The sequence below is a fragment of the Mesorhizobium sp. WSM3873 genome (assembly GCF_001672445.1).
GTDB lineage: Bacteria > Pseudomonadota > Alphaproteobacteria > Rhizobiales > Rhizobiaceae > Mesorhizobium.
The window spans coordinates 242861-264008 of the sequence record NZ_LYTM01000045.1 but is presented as its reverse complement, the minus strand read 5'-3'; the positions used below and the strand labels follow the sequence as shown (position 1 = coordinate 264008).

The 21148-nt window shown below is 64.5% G+C and carries 25 protein-coding genes; 13 read left to right on the top strand and 12 right to left on the bottom strand.

Going from position 1 to position 21148, the window contains the following annotated elements; genetic code table 11:
* Positions 1-9 precede the first annotated feature (9 nt).
* From A9K71_RS24235 to A9K71_RS24225, 3 genes are all read left to right on the top strand, one after another.
* Entirely contained in the window at positions 10-1899 is a 1890-nt protein-coding gene (locus tag A9K71_RS24235) for a potassium/proton antiporter (protein ID WP_067002040.1), read from the top strand.
* A 103-nt stretch (positions 1900-2002) separates the two neighbouring features.
* Positions 2003-3199: a phosphoglycerate kinase gene (locus A9K71_RS24230; RefSeq protein ID WP_067002038.1), complete on the top strand. Its 1197-nt coding sequence runs from the start codon at positions 2003-2005 to the stop codon at positions 3197-3199.
* Between the two features lie 125 nt (positions 3200-3324).
* Positions 3325-4350, top strand: a complete 1026-nt coding sequence (locus A9K71_RS24225) for a class I fructose-bisphosphate aldolase (protein ID WP_067002037.1) — start codon at positions 3325-3327, stop codon at positions 4348-4350.
* 236 nt (positions 4351-4586) lie between these two features.
* Here the strand turns inward: A9K71_RS24225 and A9K71_RS24220 are convergent, their stop codons facing one another.
* Entirely contained in the window at positions 4587-4766 is a 180-nt protein-coding gene (locus tag A9K71_RS24220; protein ID WP_067002035.1) for a hypothetical protein, read from the bottom strand.
* 184 nt (positions 4767-4950) lie between these two features.
* Between A9K71_RS24220 and A9K71_RS30815 the strand changes: the two genes are divergently transcribed.
* Positions 4951-5115, top strand: coding sequence for a hypothetical protein (locus A9K71_RS30815; protein WP_082953649.1), 165 nt, complete (start codon positions 4951-4953; stop codon positions 5113-5115).
* A 222-nt stretch (positions 5116-5337) separates the two neighbouring features.
* Entirely contained in the window at positions 5338-6057 is a 720-nt protein-coding gene (locus A9K71_RS24215) for a YafY family protein (RefSeq protein ID WP_059189944.1), read from the top strand.
* Positions 6058-6122: 65 nt separating this feature from the next.
* On the opposite strand, the gene A9K71_RS24210 is transcribed toward A9K71_RS24215, so the two are convergent.
* From A9K71_RS24210 to A9K71_RS24200, 3 genes are all read right to left on the bottom strand, one after another.
* Positions 6123-6824 (bottom strand): DUF1013 domain-containing protein, encoded by a 702-nt coding sequence (locus A9K71_RS24210; RefSeq protein WP_067002033.1) that lies wholly within the window; start codon positions 6822-6824, stop codon positions 6123-6125.
* 255 nt (positions 6825-7079) lie between these two features.
* Positions 7080-7220, bottom strand: a complete 141-nt coding sequence (locus A9K71_RS24205; RefSeq protein WP_067002031.1) for a DUF1127 domain-containing protein — start codon at positions 7218-7220, stop codon at positions 7080-7082.
* A 294-nt stretch (positions 7221-7514) separates the two neighbouring features.
* Positions 7515-8525 (bottom strand): NAD(P)H-quinone oxidoreductase, encoded by a 1011-nt coding sequence (locus A9K71_RS24200; protein ID WP_067002214.1) that lies wholly within the window; start codon positions 8523-8525, stop codon positions 7515-7517.
* A 109-nt stretch (positions 8526-8634) separates the two neighbouring features.
* Between A9K71_RS24200 and A9K71_RS24195 the strand changes: the two genes are divergently transcribed.
* From A9K71_RS24195 to A9K71_RS24185, 3 genes are read left to right on the top strand one after another with little or no spacing between them, the layout of a single operon-like run.
* Positions 8635-8829, top strand: coding sequence for a DUF1192 domain-containing protein (locus tag A9K71_RS24195; protein WP_067002029.1), 195 nt, complete (start codon positions 8635-8637; stop codon positions 8827-8829).
* Positions 8796-10178 carry an MFS transporter gene (locus A9K71_RS24190; RefSeq protein WP_348627028.1) on the top strand — a complete coding sequence of 461 codons (1383 nt, stop codon included), beginning with the start codon at positions 8796-8798 and terminating at the stop codon, positions 10176-10178. Before A9K71_RS24195 ends, A9K71_RS24190 begins: the two co-directional genes overlap by 34 nt.
* A 31-nt stretch (positions 10179-10209) precedes the next feature.
* On the top strand, positions 10210-10485 hold the full coding sequence (locus A9K71_RS24185) for a metalloregulator ArsR/SmtB family transcription factor (protein WP_067002023.1): 276 nt from the start codon (positions 10210-10212) through the stop codon (positions 10483-10485).
* A 24-nt stretch (positions 10486-10509) separates the two neighbouring features.
* Here the strand turns inward: A9K71_RS24185 and A9K71_RS24180 are convergent, their stop codons facing one another.
* The 4 genes from A9K71_RS24180 to A9K71_RS24165 all read right to left on the bottom strand — a co-directional run bounded on the left by A9K71_RS24180 (position 10510) and on the right by A9K71_RS24165 (position 12900).
* Positions 10510-10974: an SRPBCC family protein gene (locus A9K71_RS24180; protein WP_067002021.1), complete on the bottom strand. Its 465-nt coding sequence runs from the start codon at positions 10972-10974 to the stop codon at positions 10510-10512.
* 11 nt (positions 10975-10985) lie between these two features.
* Positions 10986-11321 (bottom strand): metalloregulator ArsR/SmtB family transcription factor, encoded by a 336-nt coding sequence (locus A9K71_RS24175; RefSeq protein WP_067002018.1) that lies wholly within the window; start codon positions 11319-11321, stop codon positions 10986-10988.
* Positions 11322-11327: 6 nt separating this feature from the next.
* Positions 11328-11984 carry a glutathione S-transferase family protein gene (locus tag A9K71_RS24170; RefSeq protein WP_067002016.1) on the bottom strand — a complete coding sequence of 219 codons (657 nt, stop codon included), beginning with the start codon at positions 11982-11984 and terminating at the stop codon, positions 11328-11330.
* A gap of 91 nt (positions 11985-12075) precedes the next feature.
* Positions 12076-12900, bottom strand: coding sequence for an alpha/beta hydrolase (locus tag A9K71_RS24165; protein ID WP_067002013.1), 825 nt, complete (start codon positions 12898-12900; stop codon positions 12076-12078).
* A gap of 97 nt (positions 12901-12997) precedes the next feature.
* Here A9K71_RS24165 and A9K71_RS24160 point away from each other — a divergent pair, with 97 nt between their 5' ends.
* Positions 12998-13519, top strand: coding sequence for a helix-turn-helix domain-containing protein (locus tag A9K71_RS24160; protein WP_067002010.1), 522 nt, complete (start codon positions 12998-13000; stop codon positions 13517-13519).
* A 34-nt stretch (positions 13520-13553) separates the two neighbouring features.
* Here A9K71_RS24160 and A9K71_RS24155 read toward each other — a convergent pair whose 3' ends face one another.
* From A9K71_RS24155 to A9K71_RS24145, 3 genes are all read right to left on the bottom strand, one after another.
* Positions 13554-13955, bottom strand: coding sequence for a hypothetical protein (locus tag A9K71_RS24155; RefSeq protein WP_067002007.1), 402 nt, complete (start codon positions 13953-13955; stop codon positions 13554-13556).
* 260 nt (positions 13956-14215) lie between these two features.
* Positions 14216-14398, bottom strand: coding sequence for a 50S ribosomal protein L32 (gene rpmF, locus A9K71_RS24150; RefSeq protein WP_006203806.1), 183 nt, complete (start codon positions 14396-14398; stop codon positions 14216-14218).
* A gap of 153 nt (positions 14399-14551) precedes the next feature.
* Positions 14552-15259: a transglycosylase domain-containing protein gene (locus tag A9K71_RS24145; protein WP_067002212.1), complete on the bottom strand. Its 708-nt coding sequence runs from the start codon at positions 15257-15259 to the stop codon at positions 14552-14554.
* Positions 15260-15388: 129 nt separating this feature from the next.
* On the opposite strand from A9K71_RS24145, the gene A9K71_RS24140 reads away from it, so the two are divergent.
* Complete coding sequence (locus A9K71_RS24140) at positions 15389-16306, top strand: polyprenyl synthetase family protein (protein WP_067002005.1); 918 nt, start codon at positions 15389-15391, stop codon at positions 16304-16306.
* A gap of 37 nt (positions 16307-16343) precedes the next feature.
* Here the strand turns inward: A9K71_RS24140 and A9K71_RS24135 are convergent, their stop codons facing one another.
* Positions 16344-17267, bottom strand: a complete 924-nt coding sequence (locus A9K71_RS24135; protein ID WP_067002002.1) for an SMP-30/gluconolactonase/LRE family protein — start codon at positions 17265-17267, stop codon at positions 16344-16346.
* A 130-nt stretch (positions 17268-17397) separates the two neighbouring features.
* Here A9K71_RS24135 and A9K71_RS24130 point away from each other — a divergent pair, with 130 nt between their 5' ends.
* The 3 genes from A9K71_RS24130 to A9K71_RS24120 are packed head-to-tail and all read left to right on the top strand — an operon-like array spanning position 17398 to position 21097.
* Positions 17398-18894, top strand: a complete 1497-nt coding sequence (locus tag A9K71_RS24130) for a sugar ABC transporter ATP-binding protein (RefSeq protein ID WP_156752758.1) — start codon at positions 17398-17400, stop codon at positions 18892-18894.
* A 9-nt stretch (positions 18895-18903) separates the two neighbouring features.
* Complete coding sequence (locus A9K71_RS24125; RefSeq protein WP_067001996.1) at positions 18904-19986, top strand: ABC transporter permease; 1083 nt, start codon at positions 18904-18906, stop codon at positions 19984-19986.
* 13 nt (positions 19987-19999) lie between these two features.
* Positions 20000-21097 carry a substrate-binding domain-containing protein gene (locus A9K71_RS24120; protein WP_067001993.1) on the top strand — a complete coding sequence of 366 codons (1098 nt, stop codon included), beginning with the start codon at positions 20000-20002 and terminating at the stop codon, positions 21095-21097.
* The last annotated feature ends 51 nt before the right edge of the window (positions 21098-21148 follow it).

The following is a 21148-nucleotide window of genomic DNA, read 5'->3' as shown; positions in this document are numbered from 1 at the left end:
CAATTCCGGATGGAGCATGCGATCTATCTCGTGACGCTGGTCGGCACAGCGCTTGTTGTCGCCGCCGCCTTTTCGAGCCTGATCGCCTTCCGCTTCGGCGCGCCGCTGCTGCTCCTCTTCCTCTGCATTGGCCTTGCCACCGGCGTCGACGGCCTTGGCATCGAATTCGACAATGCGCGGCTGGCTTACTTCGCCGGCTCGTTGGCTCTGGCCATTATCCTGTTCGATTCCGGTTTCGGCACGCCGCTCAACGCCTTGCGCCAGGCGGCCGGGCCGGCGCTGTCGCTGGCCACCGTCGGCGTCCTCCTGACCACCGGCATCTTCGGCGTCGCCGCCTACTACCTCCTCAATCTCAGCTGGCTGGAATCCTCGCTGCTCGGCGCCGCCGTCGCTTCCACCGACGCAGCGGCGGTGTTCTTCCTGCTGCGCGCCGGGGAGATCCATTTGCGCGAGCGCGTCCGCTCGACGCTCGAGGTTGAATCCGGCACCAATGATCCGATCGCCATCTTCCTCACCATCTCTTTGGTCGAGATAATCGCCGCGCATGCCAACCCTGAGGCAAACGTTCTCGCCACCAGTTTGGTGATCGGCTTCTTCATCAACATGGGACTCGGCGCCATCATCGGCGTGCTCGGCGGCTTGGCGATCGTGCGCCTCGTCGAGCGGCTGAACCTCGACCACGGCCTGCTGCCGATCTTCGTGCTGACGCTGTCGCTGATGGTGTTCGCTGCGGCCGGCGCCGTCGGCGGCTCGGGCTTCCTTGCGGTCTATCTCGCCGGCCTCGTCGCCGGCAATTCCGACATTCGCGCCGTCACCATCCTGAAGCGTTTCCAGGACGGCATGTCGTGGCTGGCGCAGATCATCATGTTTTTGATCCTCGGCCTGTTTGCCACGCCCTCGCAATTCCCAGCGATCCTGCTGCCGGCGATCCTGCTCGGTCTGTTCCTGATCTTCGTGGCGCGGCCCTTGGCCGTCTGGCTCTGCCTGATGCCGTTCCGCCTGCCGCGTCCGGAGGTCGCCTTCGTCTCCTGGGTCGGGTTGCGCGGCGCCGTTTCGATCCTGCTTGCCATCACGCCACTGCTCGGCGGCCTCGCCAACGGTCGCCTCATCTTCAATGTCGCCTTCATCATCGTGCTGGTCTCGCTGGTGGTGCAGGGCTGGACCGTCGGTCCGCTGGCGCGCCGTCTCGGCCTCATCGTGCCGGCACGGCTTGGACCGCTCGACAAGGTCGAGCTCGAGCTGCCGGGCTCGGCCCACCACGAGCTGCTCGCCTATCGTGTCGCTCCCGGTAGTCCGGTGGCGCGCGGCGAGCGCATCCCGCGCTGGGCAAGGCCTTCGCTGGTGCTGCGCGACGGCCGCTCCATGCGATTCCAGGACATGGGCCGGCTCGCCGCCGGCGATCAGGTCTACATCTTCGTGCCGGATCGGTATCCGCGCCTGCTCGACAAGCTCTTCGCCAGCCGCGCCGTCGTCGACCCCGAGGATGCCGACTTCTTTGGCGCCTTTGCCGTCGATCCGGCCCGCTCCGCCGCCGAGCTCGAAGCCGCCTACGGGCCCGGCCTCACCGAGGCCGAACAGAAGCTCACCGTCGCGGCACTGGTCACCGAGCGGCTCGGCGGCCAGGCCGAATATGCCGACCGCGTGATGATCGGCCCGATCGAGCTTATCGTGCGCGATGTCGACGAGAAGGGCCGGATCACCGGCCTCGGCCTGTCCTTCGAGCCGACCGCGCCGGTGGCGCGCGTGCCGGTTTTCCTGAGCGCCGGCGAGATCGCCGACCGCGTCGCCGCCTTTATCCGCGGCTGGCGCAAACCGGCGCCAAGCCAGATCCCCCAAAGCGAGCCGGACGAAATGACGACGTCCGAGCCCGTAGCGCCAAAATCAGCCAGCGAGAGTTGACGTCACACAACGACATCATTTTTGCACGCGCTGTGCGGCCCAGGCCTTGCATCGTGCCCGGTGGCGGGTAAGGTCGCCGCGTTTTTGGCGGAAAGGAACGACCATGGCCGGCTTCAAGACACTCGACGATATCGGCGCCGTTGGCGGCAAGCGCGTCCTGGTGCGCGTCGACCTCAACGTTCCCGTCGCCGACGGCAGGGTGACAGACGCCACCCGCATCGAGCGCATCGCACCGACCATTTCCGAGCTCTCCGGCAAAGGCGCCAGGGTGATACTGCTCGCGCATTTCGGTCGTCCGAAGGACGGCCCGTCGGCCGAATTCTCGCTGGAGCCGATCGCTCGCGCCACGGCGGAAGTGCTCGGCCGCCCGGTCGGCTTCGCCTCCGACTGCATCGGCGACAAGGCCGCCGACGCGGTTGCCGCCATGAAGGATGGCGACGTCCTGCTTTTGGAAAACACCCGCTTCCACAAGGCCGAGGAGAAGAACGATCAGGCCTTCACCGAAAAGCTCGCCGCCAATGGCGACATCTACATCAACGACGCCTTTTCCGCCGCGCACCGCGCGCATGCGTCGACCGAAGGCCTGGCGCACCGCCTGCCGGCCTATGCCGGCCGCACCATGCAGGCCGAGCTCGACGCGTTGGAACAAGGTCTCGGCAATCCGGTGCGGCCCGTCGTGGCCATCGTCGGCGGCGCCAAGGTCTCGACCAAGATCGATCTTTTGATGAACCTGGTGAAGAAGGTCGACGCGCTGGTCATCGGCGGCGGCATGGCCAACACCTTTCTCGCCGCGCGGGGTACCGATGTCGGCAAATCGCTCTGCGAGCATGACCTGGCCTCCACCGCCAAGCAGATCATGATCGAGGCGGCCGAAGCCGGCTGCGCCATCATCCTGCCCGCCGACGGCGTCGTGGCGAAGGAATTCAAGGCGGGTGCCGCGAGCCAAACCGTCGCCATCTCCGACGTACCCGCAGACGGCATGATCCTCGATGTCGGCGAGAAAACCGTGAAGAGCGTCACCGATTGGATCGACCGTGCTGCCACGCTGGTCTGGAACGGCCCGCTCGGTGCATTTGAGATCGAACCCTTCGACCGCGCCACGGTGGCTGCGGCAAAGCATGCGGCAGCCCGCACAAAGGAGGGCAAGCTGGTTTCGGTCGCCGGCGGCGGCGACACGGTGGCCGCGCTCAACCATGCCGGCGTCGCCGACGATTTCACCTATGTCTCCACCGCCGGCGGTGCCTTCCTCGAATGGATGGAGGGCAAGCCGCTGCCGGGCGTCGACGTGCTGAAGCGCTGAGTCATTCAAGACTTTCCGAGCGGACGCAGCTATCGAGACTTTCAATCGATTCGAGCTTTTCGGCGTCATTCCTTTGGCGGTAGTGTTCTGCTAGCGCGGAATGAAACGCACCTTAGGAGAGCACCATGAGCGAACGTCTCGAAGACATTGCCGCCGCGATCGTGGCGGATGGCAAGGGCCTTTTGGCCGCCGATGAGAGCTCCGGCACCATCAAGAAGCGCTTCGACGTCATCGGCGTCGAATCGACCGCCGACAATCGGCGCGACTATCGCGAGATGATGTTCCGCGCCAAGGAGGCGATGACCAAGTATATTTCCGGCGTCATTCTCTATGACGAGACCATTCGCCAGAAGGCTGCCGACGGCACGCCGCTGGTCGACATCATCAAGGCCGCCGGCGCCATTCCGGGCATCAAGGTCGATGTCGGCGCCAAGCCTCTCGCCGGCTTTCCCGGCGACACCATCACCGAGGGTCTCGATGGCCTGCGCGAGCGGCTGGCGGACTACTATAAGCTCGGCGCCCGGTTCGCCAAATGGCGCGCGGTGATCGACATCGACACCGCCAAGGGCGTGCCGTCAGCCACCTCGATCGCCTCCAACGCGCATGCGCTGGCACGCTACGCCGCGCTCTGCCAGGAGGCAGGCATCGTGCCGATCGTCGAGCCGGAAGTGCTGATGGACGGCGCCCACTCGATCGACACTTGCTACGAGGTGAGCAAGGCGACCCTGCTGAAGCTCTATGGCGAGCTTTATGCCGCGCGCGTGGTGCTCGAAGGCACCATCCTCAAGCCGAACATGGTCATCTCCGGCAAGAAATCGGGCAAGAAGGACAGTCCCGAAGCGGTCGCCCAGAAGACGATCAAGCTGTTTCGCGAAGCCGTGCCTGTGGCGGTGCCCGGCATTGCCTTCCTGTCGGGCGGCCAGGACGACGAGGAAGCGACGGCCAACCTTAACGCCATCAATGTCATCGGCCCGCATCCGTGGAAGCTCTCCTTCTCCTACGGCCGCGCCCTGCAGGCGGCCGCGCAGAAGGCCTGGAGCGGCCAGGCGTCGAACGTCGCCGCCGGCCAGGCTGCCTTCATCCATCGTGCCCACATGAATCATCTGGCGGCGCTCGGACAATGGCAGCCGGCGCTGGAAAAGGCCGCCTGATAGCAATGCATGTCGCCAGAAGTGTGCAGCGGTTCTGGGGCAACGACATGCATCAACAACGGCTTGAAGCGCGTCGACGCGCTTTGAGCTTTCCCTAAAGCGCTGAAACCCGGTCCAAGGCCCGGCCAGGCCAAGGCCCGGGTTTTGTTTGCCGGCCGCACTCTTAGCTGAGGCGTCGAACCAGCGGGGGCCAGCGCCGCCCTTCGCAGGCCGTCATCACCTGATATCGACGTGCCTCAAGCCCAATGACCAAGCACGGCCGCCAGCGAGATTGCGGCCATTGCAAGCAGCGCCAGCTTCCAGAAATCGCTGCGGCGCTTCAGCCCCGGCCAGCCGAGCGGCTTGATGATTTGGATGAGCATGATGCCGATGATGACAAGGGCGAGCAGTTTCGTCATGCCGCCTTTGACCAGCATCTTCGGCGGCTGTCAAAGCGGTTCTTGGCGCTTTCGCCACCGCATCGCTCCTGACAAACAAAGGGGCGCCCTGGGACCGCGCTGATCGTTCTGGCGCCGGCTTCGGCTACCTCGCACCCCTGCTGACAGACTGCTGTCAGCAGGGGTGTGAGATACTCCTCTCGTCAAAAAGAGGAGCTCGGTCATGAACGGTTTTACCATCCTGCGTAGCGTGCAGCACTATGTCGGCAAGATCCGCACCGTGCGGAACGAGATCCGGACCCAGCGTTTCCTGAACACTTTGCCGGCGGACATTCGCAAGGACATCGGTTGGCCGGACCTTTATAACGGCCGCGTGCGTGAGAACTGAAATTTTTCGGCGCATGACTTGGATAGCGGCCATGCCGCGCCCAGATGTAATGTCGGTTGAAACGCTGGGTTTCAGGAAAGACGCCGTTGTCCGGTGGTGGAGTGGCTGCAGCCTCCTGACACTATGTTGTCAGGAGGCGTGCGCTATTGAAGCAGCCTCGAACCTGCGGGAACCGGTTTTGGGACCGCGGCATGCGTAGAACCGAAGCCAAGGGGTCAAACGATGCGCCGCGCCGACAGGCTTTTCCAGATCGTGCAGCATCTGCGCGGAGGCAGACTGGTCACCGCGCAGAAGCTCGGGACGTGGCTCGAGGTGTCCGAGCGGACCATCTACCGCGATATAGCCGACTTGCAGTCGACCGGCGTGCCGATCGACGGCGAGGCGGGTGTCGGCTACATGATGAGGGAGGGTTTCGACCTTCCGCCGCTGATGTTCACGCGTGACGAGATCGTGGCGCTGGTTGCCGGCGCCCGCATGGTGCGCGCCTTTGGCGGCGCGGCGATGGCAAGGGCCGCCGACGAGGCGCTGGTCAAGATCGGCGCGGTGCTGCCCGACACGGAAAAGGATCGCATCGCCCGCACCGAGATCCACACGCCGATGTGGGTGGTGAGCGATGCCGCGCGCGAGGCGATCGACCTCATCGAGCGCGCCATCGAGAAGCGCCAGGTGCTCACCATCGACTACTCGGACGAAGCCGGGCGGGGCACGGCGCGCGACATTCGGCCGCTGGGCCTCTGGTTCTGGGGCAAGGTATGGACCCTGGTGGCTTGGTGCGAGATGCGCGACGATTTTCGCGCCTTCCGCATCGACCGCATCGCCTCGGTGGTGATTGCCGGGCGTATCTACAAGCCGGAGCGCGGCAAGCAGCTCGCCGACTTCTATCGCGCCGTGGAACGCAGCGAGGATTACGGCATGGCGCCCGACCGAGCGGCGCGGACCTGACCTCCCCAGGCACCGCCGACAAAAAAGCCCGCGCGAAGCGGGCTTTTTTGTCGGGCTGGGAGAGCTTACTCCTCTTCCCCATCTTCTTTCTTGTCCTTCGACTTCAGCGCCGAAAGCTTGGCGAACACGGCGTTGGCATCGAGCTCCTGATCCTCGTCCTTCGGCTTCTCCGGAGCCGGCGTCAGCCTTTCGGTCAGCGCCGCCGGCAGCAGCGTGTCGCCGGCCACCGGCTGTGCCTGCTCGCGGCCGCGCGAGGCGCGGTTGACTTCCATGTCGAGGTCGATCTGCGAGGTCAGGCCCAGCGTCACCGGATCCATCGGCTGCAGATTGGCCGAGTTCCAATGCCGGCGCTCCCGAATCTGCTCGATCGTCGACTTGGTCGTGCCGACCAGCCGCGCGATCTGCGCGTCCTTGAGCTCGGGATGATTGCGTACCAGCCAGAGGATGGCGTTCGGTCGGTCCTGGCGCTTCGACAGCGGCGTGTAGCGCGGGCCCTTGCGCTTCGATTCCGGCACCCGCACCTTGGGGTCCGAGAGTTTCAGCCGATGGTTCGAATCCTTCTCGCCGCGCGCGATCTCGTCGCGGGTGAGCTGGCCGGTCATGATCGGGTCCATGCCCTTGATGCCCTGCGCCGACTCGCCGTCCGCGATCGCCTTGACCTCCAGCGGATGCAGCCCGCAGAACTGCGCGATCTGCTCGAAGGAGAGCGCGGTGTTGTCGACCAGCCAGACGGCGGTGGCCTTGGGCATCAGCAGCGTATTGGCCATGTCAAAAATCCTTCTCGTTCGCCCGCGTTCCCGCGCGGGCGGTGGTTTTAGAGCCACCAAAATGGGAAATTCGCGGCCTGTATAAACGCTCCGTCACGATTTCGCAATGTTTTTGGCAGGGGAGCAGCTGGGACCCAAAAAGACAAAACCCGCCGGACGGAGTCCAGCGGGTTCGGAACCGGAGACGAGCAAGCGTCTGCGACGGCTCTGGCTTCGAGACTACGGCCCGGCCTTGCGGCCGGGTCGTGCTTCAAATCAAAGAGCCTGGCGGGCGATGCGCTCGATGTCGCCGCGGTTGATGCCGAGGTCGTTCAGCTGGCGGGCGTTCAGCTTGTTCAGCTCACGCACGGTCTCATTGTAGAGGCGCCAGTTGCGGAAAGCGCGGATCGGGTTCATTTCAGTCCTCCATTCGTGGGATCAGTTGTTCGATGCCGCGTAAATAGGCACCCTTGCCTACGAATTGAACGGACTCTTTTGCATGGCGGCAATGCATTTTGTGCATTGCAGCATTAGGCCTTTGTTCAGTCTCTCGCCAGGGATCCGAACGCCCAGGATGCGTCGAGGATTCAGGTCAGGCCAAGCCCAAACGGTTGGTCCGCAAACCGGAGCGGAACGTACTTAAAGTACGTGAGCAGCGGAAGCGCAGGACACAATTGCTTGCAGGCCGGCCTCACCTATATCGGGCGCATCCTAGCCGACGTCGAGGACGATCTTGCCGATATGCTCGCCCTCCTCCATCCGCTCATGCGCCCGCCAGGCCTCCGTCAGCGGGAAGATCATGTCCATGACCGGAGCGACCTTTCGGGTGCCGAGCAGCGGCCAGACCTGAGCCTCGAGCGCCGCCGCGATGGCTGCCTTGAATTCGACGGTGCGCGGCCGAAGCGTCGAGCCGGTATGGACAAGGCGTTTGACCATGAGCTTTGCGAAGTCGGTGCTGGCGACCGCACCGGCCTGTACGGCGATCTGGACGATGCGTCCTTCGACCGCCGCCGCATCGTAGTTGCGCGCCACATAGTCGCCGCCCACCATGTCGAGGATGACGTCGGCGCCCCGGCCGCCGGTTGCGTCCTTGACCTCGGCAACGAAGTCCTGCTGGCGATAATTGATCGCCCGGTCAGCGCCGAGCCTAAGACAGGCGTCGCACTTCTCCTTGCTGCCGGCGGTGGTGATGACATAGGCACCAAATGCCGAGGCGAGCTGTATGGCCGTCGTGCCGATGCCGGACGAGCCGCCATGGACAAGCACCGTCTCGCCTTTCTTCAGCCCGCCGCGCTCGAACACGTTGTGCCAGACGGTGAAGTAGTTCTCCGGCACGGCCGCGGCCTCGGAATAGGTAAAGCCCGCCGGGATCGGCAGCACGCTGCCGGCGTGGACCTTGACATATTCGGCATAGCCGCCGCCCGGCGTCAGCGCGCAGACCCGGTCGCCGGTGCGCCAGCGCGATATCTCGTCGCCGAGCGCCGCGATCTCACCGGCCGCCTCGAGCCCGGGCAGGTCCGAGGCGCCGGGCGGCGGCGGATAGGCGCCTTTGCGCTGCTGCACGTCGGGCCTGTTCACGCCGGCCGCGTGCACGCGGACGAGGACCTCGCCGGGGCCGGGCGTGGGCACGTCGCGCGTCTCCGGCTTCAGCACCCTGGGACCGCCAGGCTGCGAGATTGCGATCGCCGTCATCTTTGCCGGAATATGCTGTCCGCTTGCCATGAATTGTCCCGTTTCCTCATGCCGCTGGCCGGCTGTTTGCATCGGCATCCCTGCCCTATGTATGCTCATTACCAAATCAGGCAAATGGTGAAATCAGGGAGAAGCGACGATGGCGATCTTCGACGACGAACCCAGGAAGAAGCCCCGCCCACACGAGATCGGACAGGATCTGTCGCTGCTGTCTGTCGATGATTTGTCCGAGCGCATTGACCTGCTGCGCGAAGAGATCGCGAGGCTGGAAGCTGAGCGGGCCGCCAGGGGCGCCACCAAATCCGCCGCCGAGGCACTGTTTCGCCGCGGATAATCCTGCTGCATGGCCAGCCGCCCCGGAAAAGCCTGAAAGCGACTGCCAGAGCTGCACCCTCAAACAGACCTGCGCTTCGAAATTACCAGCCGGATCAGCCTATGTTCGCAACCTACCGACCGATCCTCTCGCTGCTGCGCGGCACCGCGTTCCTGCTGGCGGCCTCCGGCCTGCATGGCCTGCTTTTGCCGCTGCGCGGCCAGCTTGAGGGGTTCTCGACCGCCTCGCTCGGCCTGATGGGCACGGCATGGGCCGGCGGCTTCGTCACTGGCTGTTTCTTCGCGCCGCGGCTGGTGCGCCGTGCTGGCCATGTCAGGGCGTTCGGCGCCTTCGCCGCCTCCGGCGCAATCATTGCGCTCCTCACCGGCCTCATCATCGACGAGTATTTCTGGATCCTGCTGCGCGCCTTCACCGGCTTCACCATGGCCGGCGCCTTCATGGTCATCGAAAGCTGGCTCAATGAGAAGGCCACCAACGAGAATCGCGGCACCGTCTTCGGCCTTTATATGATGGTGACCTATGCTTCGATCATGGGCGGCCAGATGATCGTCGCCGGCGGCGATGTGAAATCGGCCTCGCTGTTCATGATCACCGGCATCCTGTTCTGCCTGTCGCTCCTTCCGACTGCGGTATCGACTCAGTCGCATCCGAAGCCGCTGCAGGATGTCAAGCTCGACGTCAAAGGCCTCTACGCCAATTCGCCGGTGTCGGCGGTTGCCTGCCTCCTGATCGGCATAGCCAATGGTGCCTGGGGCACGCTCGGCGCCGTCTATGGCGCCCGCATCGGCATCTCTACCGCCGAGATCGCGCTGATGATGAGCCTGGTGGTCATCGCCGGCGCGGCCATGCAGCTCCCCGCGGGCCGGCTATCCGACACCACGGACCGCCGTTTCGTGCTGGCGGGCGCAGCCTTCGGCGCGGCACTGTTTGCCGTGCTGGTCTTTCTGGTCGAGCCGCGTTCGGGCGTTTTCGTCATCTTGCTGACGGCCGCCTACGGCGCCTTCGCCTACACGCTCTATTCGATCGCCGTCGCGCATGCCAACGACCACGCGCGGGCGGAGGATTTCGTCAAGGTTTCCGGCGGCCTGCTGTTGCTCTATGGCTTCGGCACCATGATCGGACCGCTGCTGGCCGCCGCTTTGATGGGCTGGCTGCGCCCCGAAGCGCTCTTCCTTGCGACCGCGCTCGCGCATCTCTGCCTTGCCGGTTACACCCTGCTCCGCATCCGCGCCCGCGCGCCGGTTCCGATCGAGAACCGCGATGCCTTCAAGACGCAGCCGGCAGACCGCGCCGTCACGCCGGAAGCCTTGCGGCTCGACCCGCGCACAAAGGTTGAAACCGATGGTTGAGATTTGGGGAACTTTGCCCCACAAATGAGGCATGATGTTTTCCGACGCTTTCGTGGCGATAGCCGATCCCAACCGGCGCTATCTCTTGGAAGAGCTCCGGCGCGGTCCCAAGACGGTGAATGAGTTGGCCGCCGGTTTGCCGGTTTCGCGCCCGGCCGTTTCCCAGCATCTGAAAGTCCTGCTCGACGCCGGTCTGGTCAATGCCAGGGCCGAGGGCACCAGACGCGTCTACGCCGTCAGCACCGCCGGCTTCCTCAGGCTGAATGTCTGGCTGGATCAGTTCTGGGAACTCTCCCCTGGAGAGTGACCGCTGGCCACCAGCGAGAGGCCCTCAGTTCGCTGCCTGCAGCGCCGCGCCAAGCGCGTCGAGCAGTTCGCCGGTGCCATGCTCGCGCGTGGCCGGCGAGTCGATGCCGTCGAAGAAGGCCCCTTGCTCCGTAAGGATCAGTCGCGTTCCCTTGCCTTCCGCGATGAGCTCGATCGTCGCCAGCGAAACCGAGACTCGGGTTTCGCCGAACAGCAGCTCATAGCTGTAGACGATGCGTTTGTTCGGCACGATGTCCTGGTAGACGGCGTTGAAGAAATGCGTCTGCCCGTCGCTCGGGCAGCCGGCATTCACCTCCTTGCCGCCGATGCGAAAGTCCATTTCATGCCGGCTCGGCATCGGGTTGTCGGGATCAAAAAACCAGCGCTTCTTGGCCGCCGGATCGCTGAGCGCGAAATAGACCCTTTCGGGCGACGCCGGATAGAGCCGTTCGATGACGAAGGTGGAATGGACGACGGATCGTTCGGTCATGACGGACCCCTTCAGGTTTGGTCGTTGATGTCCGTGAGAAAATCGCCGAGCCGGTCGAGCCGGCGTTCCCAGGCCAGTCGCCGCTCGTTGATCCAATGCTCGGCTGCCCGCAATGCGTTTGGCTCGATCCGGCAGGTTCGCACCCGGCCAAGCTTCTCGGTGCTCACCAACCCGCTCGTCTCGAGAACGGCGAGATGCTGGACGACGGCCGACAGCGACATCGCCAGCGGCTCGGCGAGCTGACTGACCGATGCCGGTCCGCGCGACAGACGCTCCACCATCTGGCGCCGGGCGGGATCGGCAAGCGCCTGGAACATCAGATCGAGCTGGGCGGGATCGTGCAGCATCGAGGCCTAGCCATTGTTGTAGGGGAAGAACTTGAAATAGGGCTGCGCCTCCTCGATCACGCGGGCGAAGCTCGGCCGTTCGAGCAGACGGTCGTGATAGCGCTTCACGGCGGGGAATTTGTCGCCGAACGGCTCGACCTTGTTGGCGTAAAACAGCGCAGGCGAGGCGGCGCAGTCGGCCAAAGTGAAGTGGTCGCCGACTGACCACGTTTTTGACTGCATCTCCCGTTCGATGATGGCGTAGGAATTGCGCAGCTGCTCGCGCGCCTGCTCGACTCCGAACGGATCGGTCTTGTCTTGCGGCCGCAGCCGGTCGCCGACGATCTTCTGCATCGGCTCCTGCACGTAGAAGTCGTAGAAGCGGTCTGCCTGGCGCACCTTGATGGCGAGGTCGACGTCGGCGGGAATGAGCTCGACCGGCCCGGGATAATAGGCGGTGAGATATTCGATTACGATGGTCGATTCCAGCACCGTGCGGCCCCGCGCGTCATCGCGCAGGGCCGGCATCTTGCCCGTCGGCGAAACCTTCAGGAAAGCCGCGCGTGACTGCGCATCGCCGAGATCGACGATCTGAGGCGCAAACCGCGTGTTGTTTTCGTAGAACGCGATCAGCGGCTTCCAGCAGAAGGACGCGAGCGGATGGAAATACAGCGTCAGGGACATTTTTTCTCCTGTCGGCGGAGATCGAGGCAATACTGAAGTGATCACTTAACTATTTTCGCAGACCGCTGGTGTCAATCCTAATCCCGCCGGGCTAGCCAAATGCGGCGATGGCTTCGAGGATTTGCGGCCAATCGTTGCGGTGCAGTTCGTGGCCGCCGCCTTCGATCCGCACCAGCCTGCCGCCGGCAACCGCGCCGGCGAGCGCCTCGCCGTGCTCGATCGGGAAGAGCGGATCGGTAGTGCCGTGGATGACGAGCAGCGGCACGGTCAAATCCCTTATTCGCCGCTCCGGGCCGCTGCTCTTCAGCAGGAAGTGGTTGGTGGCGCTGGCGAGACCGCCGGACCGATCGTAGTCCTCCTCGATCATCGCGCGAGTCCGTTCGCTGTCGAACGAATGCAGGGTGCTGGCGATTGCGCGAGCGTCCCTGACCATGAAGTCGATGACCTGTTGCCGATTCGACCAATCGACATCGGCACCTTCGGCGGAATGCTCTCGGTAGGCCTCGCTCGTCCCCGGCAAACCGGACGTATCGACACCGAGCGGTGAGTTGGAGATCACGGTGAGCGCGCTGACCCGTTCGGGATATTTCAGCGCTACGATCTGCGCGATCATGCCGCCCATCGACATGCCGACGACCTGCGCCTTGGCGATATTGTGATCGTCGAGCACACGGACGGCATCATCGACCATGTCCTCGAACCCGTAAGGCGGCGCGCCCGGCGTGTACTTGGTCGAGAGACCAGTGTCGCGATTGTCGTAGCGGATGACGAAACGGCCGCGCTCGGCAAGCGCCCGGCAAAAGGCTTCCGGCCACCAGAGCATCGAGGCCATGGCGCCCATGATCAGAAGGATCGCCGGGTCGGCCGGGTCGCCGAAGCTTTCCGAATGGATCTCAGGGCGAGGCAAGACGGTCATCCTTCCCTCCTCTATCTCTCAATCTGCTTGCATATTGCAATCAGTTGCACGATAAGCAGGCTGATATCATAGTGCAACCGGTTTTTTGGAGACTGGCATGAACACCGAGCACCGCTCCGGCTGCCCGATCAATCTGTCGCTGGAAGTTTTCGGCGACCGCTGGAGCCTGATCATCCTGCGCGACATTATCTTCGGCGGCAGGCGTCATTTTCGGGAATTGCTCAACGGCTCGATCGAAGGCATTGCCTCCAACATCCTGGCCGATCGCCTGAAGCGGCTGATGGAGCTCGGCCTCCTGACCAAGGCGGACGATCCCAGCCACAAGCAGAAGGCGATCTACAGCCTGACCGAGATGGCAATCACCCTTGTGCCGATCATGGCGCATCTCGGCGCCTGGGGCCGCGTCTGGCTGCCGGTCAGCGAGGAGCTGTCGATCCGAGCCGAACTGCTCGAAAAAGGCGGCCCGCCGTTGTGGGATCGGTTCATGGACGAATTGCGCCACGAACATCTTGGAGCGCCGGTGAAGACGCCGCCCGGCACGCCGACCGTGCGCCGGCAGTTGCAGACCGCCTATGAGGCGGTTGTCGCCCGTAAGCCCCGGGCCGCCGCCGCGGGTTGACGGCGTTTTGGACCGCGGGTCGCCGGGTGCAATCCTAGTTTAAGTTGATATCCCGGCTTGCCGACCGCATCGACACGGAGAAGCCGGCCAGCACATCGAACAGCGCGATGATCATCAACGTGAAGAACACCGAATGCGCGGCGCCCTTCACCAGCAGGAACTCGACCAGGAAGGCGATGAAGACCAGCGTCGACAACAGATGATCGAGGATCGACGCATTGGTGGTGCGCACCGATTTCGATATCTCGACGAAGAGGAAGATCAGCCCGATTAGCACCATCAGGTCGCCGAGCGTAATCGAGAAGACGCCGCCTGACATCATCCGGAACGAGAACATTTCGATCGTCCACGGATCGTCGCCGCCGCCGAACAGGCCGAGCAGTCCGAGGTTGTAGAGGACGAAGGGCACGATCAGCAGCGGGATGGCACCGAACATCTGGGCGTCTCCAATGAGGCACCCTTTTGTAAAAGGCGCGGCGGGCACGCCGTCAAGGCTTTTCGGCGATGGCGCCGAACACGCTCTAAATCCTAATGAAATAACGATGTCAGCCGTTTTTCCGCTGCCTTTTCGGCGGCTCGTGCCCAGCCAGCGCGAGGACCTTCATCCGGTCGCCAGAATCAAAAAGACCGGCCAGCGGCCGGTCCTCTGAAAACGTCACAACCATGGAAGCTTCTCAGCTTTCCCGTGCAAGCTTCTCAGCTTTCCTTCGGCTCCAGCACCTGGCGGCCGCGATACATGCCGGTCTTCAGGTCGATGTGGTGCGGCCGGCGCATTTCGCCGGAATTCTTGTCCTCGACATAGGTCGGGGCCTTGAGGGCGTCGGCCGAGCGGCGCATGCCGCGCTTCGACGGAGAGGTTTTTCTTTTTGGAACGGCCATGGATATGCTCCACTACATGGTCAAAATGCCCCGGCAACCCTCGCGAAAGGGCCGCATCGAGGCCATAATCTGAGAAAGTCGGGTGCCTATACACGCCTTGCGCCGTTTTGGCCAGCACTGGCGCGAATTTTTTTGAGCCGGCGCCGCTTCGCCTTAATCGAGGCAACCGACATAGGCGCCCGAACGCCCGGCGCGCCGCTCGATCAGATTGGCGAGACGCCTCAACCCCGGGCCTGGCCTGGCCGGATTGCGCGCGATCGGGTTGGGCAGGCTGACGGCAAGCAGCGCTGCCTGCCGGCGCGACAATTGCCTGGCCGAGACGCCGAAATGATGCTGCGCGGCCGCCTCGATGCCGTATATGCCTGGCCCCCATTCCGCGATGTTGAGATAGATCTCCATGATGCGGCGCTTCGACATCACCGCATCGAAATAGACGGCCAGTGGCAACTCGACCACCTTGCGCACGCTGCCCAGCGGCCGCGACCACAAAAACAGGTTCTTCACCGTCTGCATGGTGATGGTGGAGGCGCCGCGCGTCGCCTCGCCGGCAAGCGCATCGTCGACCACGCCGCGCAATTCGCCGAGGTCGACGCCGCGATGGAAGCAGAACTGCCCGTCTTCCGACATGATCACCGAATGCATGAGCACCGGGGCCACATCGTCGATCGAAACCCAGCGCCGGTCGTAGCCGGAGAAGGTGACGAGATCCTTCAGCATCAGCGTCGAAACCGGATGCACGAAGGGCGGCAGATAGAGAAAGGTGAGCGCGACCGGCATCGCAGCCAGCACGATCGCCGCGACTAGGCAGCGCCGGCCAAGGCGCTTGAGACCGGCGCGGTTCAGGCGCCGCGGCCGTGCCATGTCCAGCCCTTCGCTTTCATGTTCGACGATCGGTTCCGTCAAGTCGCCCCACCCGTGCCACCCGCTACTTCGGCATAATGGCGCGAGGCTGCTTGCGCAACGTCTGAGTGTCGGCTACCGGTCCCGGCCATGTTGAAAGACGACCAGATGGCCTTCGAATCCGCGCTTTTTACGCGCGCCGCAGCAGTCGAGATCCTGCTGCGGCAGGTCTTCGATGCGCCTCTGCTTTCCGGCGAGATCGTCCGGCCGGAACGCCTGATGGCGGCGATGCGCCATGGCGTGCTCAACGGCGGCAAGCGGCTCCGACCTTTTCTGGTGATGGAAAGCGCGGCGCTGTTTTCGGCAGATGACGAGGCGGCGCTGCGCGTCGCCGCCGCGCTCGAATGCGTGCATTGCTATTCGCTGATCCATGACGATCTTCCTGCCATGGACGACGACGATCTGCGCCGCGGCCAGCCGACGGTGCACAAAGCTTTCGACGAGGCAACCGCGATCCTTGCCGGCGACGCGCTCTTGACTTTGGCCTTCGACATCATCGCCGACGAGGCGACCGCGTTGCCGGCCGAGCGACGGGCGGCGCTGGTGCTGGCACTCGCCCGCGCCGCCGGAGCCGGCGGCATGGTCGGCGGCCAGACGCTCGACCTCGAGGCCGAGCGCAAGCGGCCGGACGAGGCCGGCGTCATCCGTCTGCAGGCGATGAAGACAGGCGCGCTGATCCGTTTCGCCTGCGAAGCAGGCGCCATCATCGCCGGCGCATCCGCCGTCGACCGTGAAAGGCTGGCGGAGTTCGGCTCGGCGATCGGTCTTGCCTTCCAGCTAGCCGACGACCTGCTCGATCTCACCGCCGACGCAAAGCAGATGGGCAAGGCGACCAAGAAGGACGCCGCCGCCGGCAAGGCGACACTTGCCGCGCTGCACGGAGCCGATTGGGCGCGCGAGCAACTGCACGGCCTCATCGACCAGGCGCATGCGCTGCTGGAGCCCTATGGCGAGCAGGCGGATTTGCTGAAGGCGGCGGCAACGTTTGTCGCCACGCGGAGCAGCTGAGACCGCAGCTGACGCCGCGGACCTCAGGTCGCGGTTTTCACCCCCGCCCCGCGGCGTTCGCCACCACGAAAGCCGCGTAAAGCGACTGCCGCGCCGTGATGAACAAGCGATTGCGCTTGGGACCGCCGAAAGTCAGGTTGGCTACCGTCTCCGGGATGCGGATCTTGCCGATCAGCGTGCCGTCTGGATCGAAGCAATGGACGCCGTCGCCGGCCCCTGCCCAGACGCGGCCGGTCGTGTCCACCCTGAACCCGTCGAACAGACCGGCCGTGCAGGTGGTGAAAACGCCGAGTTCGCGCAGATTGTTGCCTTCGACAGCGAACTTGCGGATGTGCCTTGGCCCGTCCTTCTGATGCGTGACGCCTGTGTCGCCGACATAGAGGATCGTCTCGTCCGGGGAGAAGGCGAGGCCGTTGGGTTTTGCCATCGTCGGGACAACTCGCGTTACCTCACCGGTTCCAGGATCCGCACGATAGACATGACATCCCTCGATCTCTTGCTCGGCGCGGTCGCCCTCGTAGTCGGTGGCGATGCCGTAGGGCGGGTCGGAAAACCACACCGTGCCATCCGAGCGCACCACCACATCGTTGGGCGAGTTCAAGCGCCTGCCTTCGAAGCGGTCGGCGATCACCGTGATCGAGCCGTCATGCTCGGTGCGGGTGACGCGCCGCGCTTGATGCTCGCAGGTGACCAGCCGCCCCTGCGTATCGACAGTGTTGCCGTTGGCGTTGTTTGACGGCGAGCGGAAGACCGAGACCGTTCCGCTGGTGTCGTCGTAGCGCATGATGCGGTCATTCGGGATGTCGGAGAAAAGAAGATACCGGCCGGCGGCGAACCACGCCGGGCCCTCGAGCCAGCGCCCGCCGGTCCACAGCCGCTCGACCGCAACGTGACCGACGAAACACCGCTCGAACCGCTCGTCGAGAACTTCGAACCCAGCGCCTTCAATGTCTCCGAACATGGTACTTCTCCGCGAAAACCGCCTCATCGATAGCCGGCGCGTTGATCCATTTTCAAGACTTGACCTGCATAAATGTTAGCGATAACATCGGTCGCAATTCAGTCATTTGCTTGGCTTGGGAGGAGGCCAAATAATGCGGCCCAGGCTCATCGAATTCATCGACATCTCCAAGCGCTTCGGCGGCACCCTGGCGCTGAAGTCGGTCTCGCTCGACATCCATGAGGGCGAGATCGTCGCGCTGCTCGGCGAGAACGGCGCCGGCAAATCCACGCTGATCAAGACGCTCGCCGGCATCCACAAGCGCGACCAGGGCACGATCCGCTTTCGCGGCGAGGATTATCACCATCGCCCGCCCCGCCCCAATCAGCCGCAGAAGGTCGCCTTTATCCATCAGGACCTCGGCTTGATCGAATGGATGACCGTGGCCGAGAATGTCGGCATGGCGCAGGGCTTTTCGCGCCGCATCAGCCTGATCGACTGGCAAGACACCGAGCGCCGCGCCGAGCGCGCGCTGGCGCTGGTCGGCTGTGCCTTCGATCCGGCGACGCGAGTGCAGGACCTCTCGCGCACCGAAAAGTCTCTGGTGGCGATTGCCCGGGCTTTGGCCACCGAGGCCGACGTCTTGGTTCTCGACGAGCCGACGGCGAGCCTGCCGGCGGACGAGGTCGAGCGCCTGTTCGAGGCGCTGCGGCCGCTGCGCGAGCGCGGCGTCGGCATGATCTATGTCTCGCACCGGCTGGACGAGGTGTTCCGCATCGCCGACCGCGTCGCCGTCATGCGCGACGGCCGCATGGTCGCCGTCAAGCCGGTGGCCGAGACCACGCCGCAGGAACTGGTCGATCTCATCGTCGGCCGGCCGGCGCACCAGATGTTTGCCAAGTCGCATTGGCAGGACGGGCCGGAGCGGCTCAGGGTGGAAAACCTCACTTGCGGCAGTGTTGGTCCGGTTCGCTTCGAGGCACGGTCCGGCGAGTTGCTTGGCCTGGTCGGTCTGCGGGGCGCCGGGCAGGAAGCCGTCGGCCGCGCGCTGTTTGGGGCCGAAGCTTTCGACGGCTTGGCCTGGCTCGACGGCAAGCGCCTCGACCTGTCCTCGGTCGGCGCCGCTCTTGCCGCCGGCGTCGGACTGATTGCGCGCGACCGCACCGAGGAATCCGTGGCGCTGTCGCTCTCGGTGCGCGAGAACATGTATCTCAACCCCTCGGCCGTCGGCCGCGGGCTGTTCTCCTTTATGAAGCCGGCCCGGGAAAGCGAGCTGACGCGGGAGCTCGGCGCGCGGCTGGGGCTGCGGCCCAATGACCCGCACCTGCCGATCGAGGCGCTCTCTGGCGGCAACCAGCAGAAGGTGGTCGTCGGCCGCTGGCTGGCGACGGGCCGTAAGCTTCTGATCGCCGAGGATCCGACGGCGGGCGTCGATGTCGGCGCCAAGGCCGAGATCTATCGGCTGATCGCCGCCGCGGTCGAAGCCGGGCTGGCAGTGATCGTCGTCTCCACCGATTTCGAGGAAGTCGCCCACATCTGTCACCGCGCGCTCGTCTTCTCGCACAATCGCATCGTGCGCGAGCTCGCCGGCGATGCCTTGACGACGGCGGCGCTCATCAGCGCCGCTTCCGTGTCCGAAGCCGCCTGAGGAGGATCCATGAACTCGATCAAATCGACGGCGCTGGAGCCGACCCGTTCGGAGCTCGCCGGACTGAGCTACGGCCAGAAGGCGGCGCGCTATCTGCCGGTCTACGGCCTGCCGATCCTGACGCTGCTCCTGATCCTGCTCTTCTCGCTGTTCCTGCCGCGGACGTTCCCGACGCTGCTCAATTTGCGCTCGATCGTTTCCGACAAGGCGATCATCGCGCTCTTGTCGCTGGCGGCGATGATTCCGATGGCTTCGGGCCGCATCGACCTCACCGTCGGCTACGGCATCGTGCTCTGGCACATCCTTGCCATCAGCCTGCAAACCGCCTTCGGCGTGCCCTGGCCGCTCGCGGTGCTCATCGTCATCCTGCTCGGCGTGCTCACCGGCTTCATCAACGGCCTGCTGGTCGAGGTGGCGCGCATCGATTCCTTCATCGCCACACTCGGCACCGGCACGGTGCTCTACGCTTTGGCAATGTGGTACACGGGCGGCCGCCAGGTCGTCGGCGTGCTTCCCGACGGTTTCCTTTCCCTCAACGGCACCATGCTGTTCGGCTTGCCGATCACCGGCTACTACGTCGTCGTGCTGGCGCTGGTGATGTGGCTGGTGCTCGAATATATGCCGCTCGGCCGCTACCTCTACGCCATCGGCGCCAATCCGAAGGCGGCCGCGCTCAACGGCATTCCGGTGCAGAAATTCGTCATGGGGGCCTTCGTCGCCTCCGGCGCGCTCACCGCCTTAGGCGGCGTGCTGCTGGCCTCGAAGCTCAGGATCGGCCAGGCCAGTGTTGGCCTCGAATACCTGCTGCCGGCCCTGGTCGGCGCATTCCTCGGATCGACCACCATCAAGCCGGGCCGCGTCAATGTCTGGGGCACGATCGTCGGCGTCGTTATCCTCGCCGTAGGCATTTCCGGCATCCAGCAGTTCGGCGGGTCGTTCTGGGTAGAGCCGTTGTTCAACGGCGTCACCCTGCTCGTCGCGATCGGCATTGCCGGCTACGCGCAGCGGCGCCGCGGCGCGGTGGTGCCGGCATCCGCGCCCACCAGCCGACCAGCCACCAGCCAATCAACAAATACAACCGACAATGCTTAATGGGAGAAACGATATGCAGCGCAGAACAGTCCTACAGCTCGGAATTGCCTGCCTGGCGCTTGGCATCGCCTCGCCGACGCTGGCCGACCCGATGGCCGACGCCAAAGCGGTGGTGGATAAATATGCCAGCAAGGTCGAGAAGTGGGACGGACCGACCACGGGACCGAAAGGGGCTGCCGGCAAGACCATCGTCGTGCTTGGCGCCGACATGAAGAACGGCGGCATCCTCGGGGTCACCAAGGGTGTCGAGGAAGCCGCTGCCGCCCTGGGCTGGACGGTCAAGACGCTTGACGGCGCCGGCTCCATCGGCGGCCGCACCGCTGCCTTCGGCCAGGCGCTGGCGCTCAATCCCGATGGCATCATCATCAACGGCTTCGACGCCGTCGAGCAGAAGCCGGCGATGGAGCAGGCCAAGGCGGCCAAGATCCCGATGGCGGCATGGCATGCAGGGCCGACGGTCGGCCCGATCGACGATCTCGGCATCGTCGCCAACGTCTCGACCGACCCGATGGAAGTGTCGAAGGCGGCCGCCGACTGGGCCTTCGTCGATGCCAAGGGCAAGCCCGGCGTCATCATCTTCACCGATTCCACCTACCAGATCGCCATCGCCAAGGCGGACCGGATGAAGAAGGAGATCGAGGATCTCGGCGGCAAGGTGCTCGAATATGTCGACACGCCGATCGCCGAGACCTCGCAGCGCATGCCGCAGCTCACCACCTCGCTGCTGCAGAAATACGGCGACGCCTGGACCCATTCGCTGGCGATCAACGATCTCTATTTCGACTTCATGGGCCCGTCGCTGGCGGCGGCCGGTAAGTCCGGCACCGACGCGCCGATCAACGTCGCGGCGGGCGACGGTTCGGAATCGGCCTACCAGCGCATCCGCTCCGGCCAGTTCCAGAAGGTGACGGTGGCCGAGCCGCTGAACCTGCAGGGCTGGCAGCTTGTCGACGAGCTCAACCGCGCCATGGCCGGCGAGAAATGGTCGGGCTACATCTCGCCGCTGCATGTGGTGACTTCCGACAATGTCGAGTTCGACGGCGGCCCGGACAACCGTTTCGACCCGGGCAACGGCTACCGCGACCAATACAAGAAGATCTGGGGCAAATAGACGCCATCCAGAACGATCAGCGAGCGGTCGGCGATCATCCCGCCGGCCGTT

What these genes read in the sequence shown, in the direction of transcription:
- A9K71_RS24235 (WP_067002040.1), top strand. Translation starts at nt 10, where the DNA reads ATGGAGCATGCGATCTATCTCGTGACGCTGGTCGGCACAGCGCTTGTT.
- A9K71_RS24155 (WP_067002007.1), bottom strand. Translation starts at nt 13,955, where the DNA reads ATGTTCGGTGCCATCCCGCTGCTGATCGTGCCCTTCGTCCTCTACAAC.
- A9K71_RS24165 (WP_067002013.1), bottom strand. Translation starts at nt 12,900, where the DNA reads ATGACCGTCTTGCCTCGCCCTGAGATCCATTCGGAAAGCTTCGGCGAC.
- A9K71_RS24230 (WP_067002038.1), top strand. Translation starts at nt 2,003, where the DNA reads ATGGCCGGCTTCAAGACACTCGACGATATCGGCGCCGTTGGCGGCAAG.
- A9K71_RS24215 (WP_059189944.1), top strand. Translation starts at nt 5,338, where the DNA reads ATGCGCCGCGCCGACAGGCTTTTCCAGATCGTGCAGCATCTGCGCGGA.
- rpmF (WP_006203806.1), bottom strand. Translation starts at nt 14,398, where the DNA reads ATGGCCGTTCCAAAAAGAAAAACCTCTCCGTCGAAGCGCGGCATGCGC.
- A9K71_RS30815 (WP_082953649.1), top strand. Translation starts at nt 4,951, where the DNA reads ATGAACGGTTTTACCATCCTGCGTAGCGTGCAGCACTATGTCGGCAAG.
- A9K71_RS24225 (WP_067002037.1), top strand. Translation starts at nt 3,325, where the DNA reads ATGAGCGAACGTCTCGAAGACATTGCCGCCGCGATCGTGGCGGATGGC.
- A9K71_RS24175 (WP_067002018.1), bottom strand. Translation starts at nt 11,321, where the DNA reads ATGCTGCACGATCCCGCCCAGCTCGATCTGATGTTCCAGGCGCTTGCC.
- A9K71_RS24160 (WP_067002010.1), top strand. Translation starts at nt 12,998, where the DNA reads ATGAACACCGAGCACCGCTCCGGCTGCCCGATCAATCTGTCGCTGGAA.
- A9K71_RS24140 (WP_067002005.1), top strand. Translation starts at nt 15,389, where the DNA reads ATGTTGAAAGACGACCAGATGGCCTTCGAATCCGCGCTTTTTACGCGC.
- A9K71_RS24185 (WP_067002023.1), top strand. Translation starts at nt 10,210, where the DNA reads ATGATGTTTTCCGACGCTTTCGTGGCGATAGCCGATCCCAACCGGCGC.
- A9K71_RS24170 (WP_067002016.1), bottom strand. Translation starts at nt 11,984, where the DNA reads ATGTCCCTGACGCTGTATTTCCATCCGCTCGCGTCCTTCTGCTGGAAG.
- A9K71_RS24145 (WP_067002212.1), bottom strand. Translation starts at nt 15,259, where the DNA reads ATGGCACGGCCGCGGCGCCTGAACCGCGCCGGTCTCAAGCGCCTTGGC.
- A9K71_RS24195 (WP_067002029.1), top strand. Translation starts at nt 8,635, where the DNA reads ATGGCGATCTTCGACGACGAACCCAGGAAGAAGCCCCGCCCACACGAG.
- A9K71_RS24125 (WP_067001996.1), top strand. Translation starts at nt 18,904, where the DNA reads ATGAACTCGATCAAATCGACGGCGCTGGAGCCGACCCGTTCGGAGCTC.
- A9K71_RS24135 (WP_067002002.1), bottom strand. Translation starts at nt 17,267, where the DNA reads ATGTTCGGAGACATTGAAGGCGCTGGGTTCGAAGTTCTCGACGAGCGG.
- A9K71_RS24210 (WP_067002033.1), bottom strand. Translation starts at nt 6,824, where the DNA reads ATGGCCAATACGCTGCTGATGCCCAAGGCCACCGCCGTCTGGCTGGTC.
- A9K71_RS24120 (WP_067001993.1), top strand. Translation starts at nt 20,000, where the DNA reads ATGCAGCGCAGAACAGTCCTACAGCTCGGAATTGCCTGCCTGGCGCTT.
- A9K71_RS24200 (WP_067002214.1), bottom strand. Translation starts at nt 8,525, where the DNA reads ATGGCAAGCGGACAGCATATTCCGGCAAAGATGACGGCGATCGCAATC.
- A9K71_RS24180 (WP_067002021.1), bottom strand. Translation starts at nt 10,974, where the DNA reads ATGACCGAACGATCCGTCGTCCATTCCACCTTCGTCATCGAACGGCTC.
- A9K71_RS24220 (WP_067002035.1), bottom strand. Translation starts at nt 4,766, where the DNA reads ATGCTGGTCAAAGGCGGCATGACGAAACTGCTCGCCCTTGTCATCATC.
- A9K71_RS24205 (WP_067002031.1), bottom strand. Translation starts at nt 7,220, where the DNA reads ATGAACCCGATCCGCGCTTTCCGCAACTGGCGCCTCTACAATGAGACC.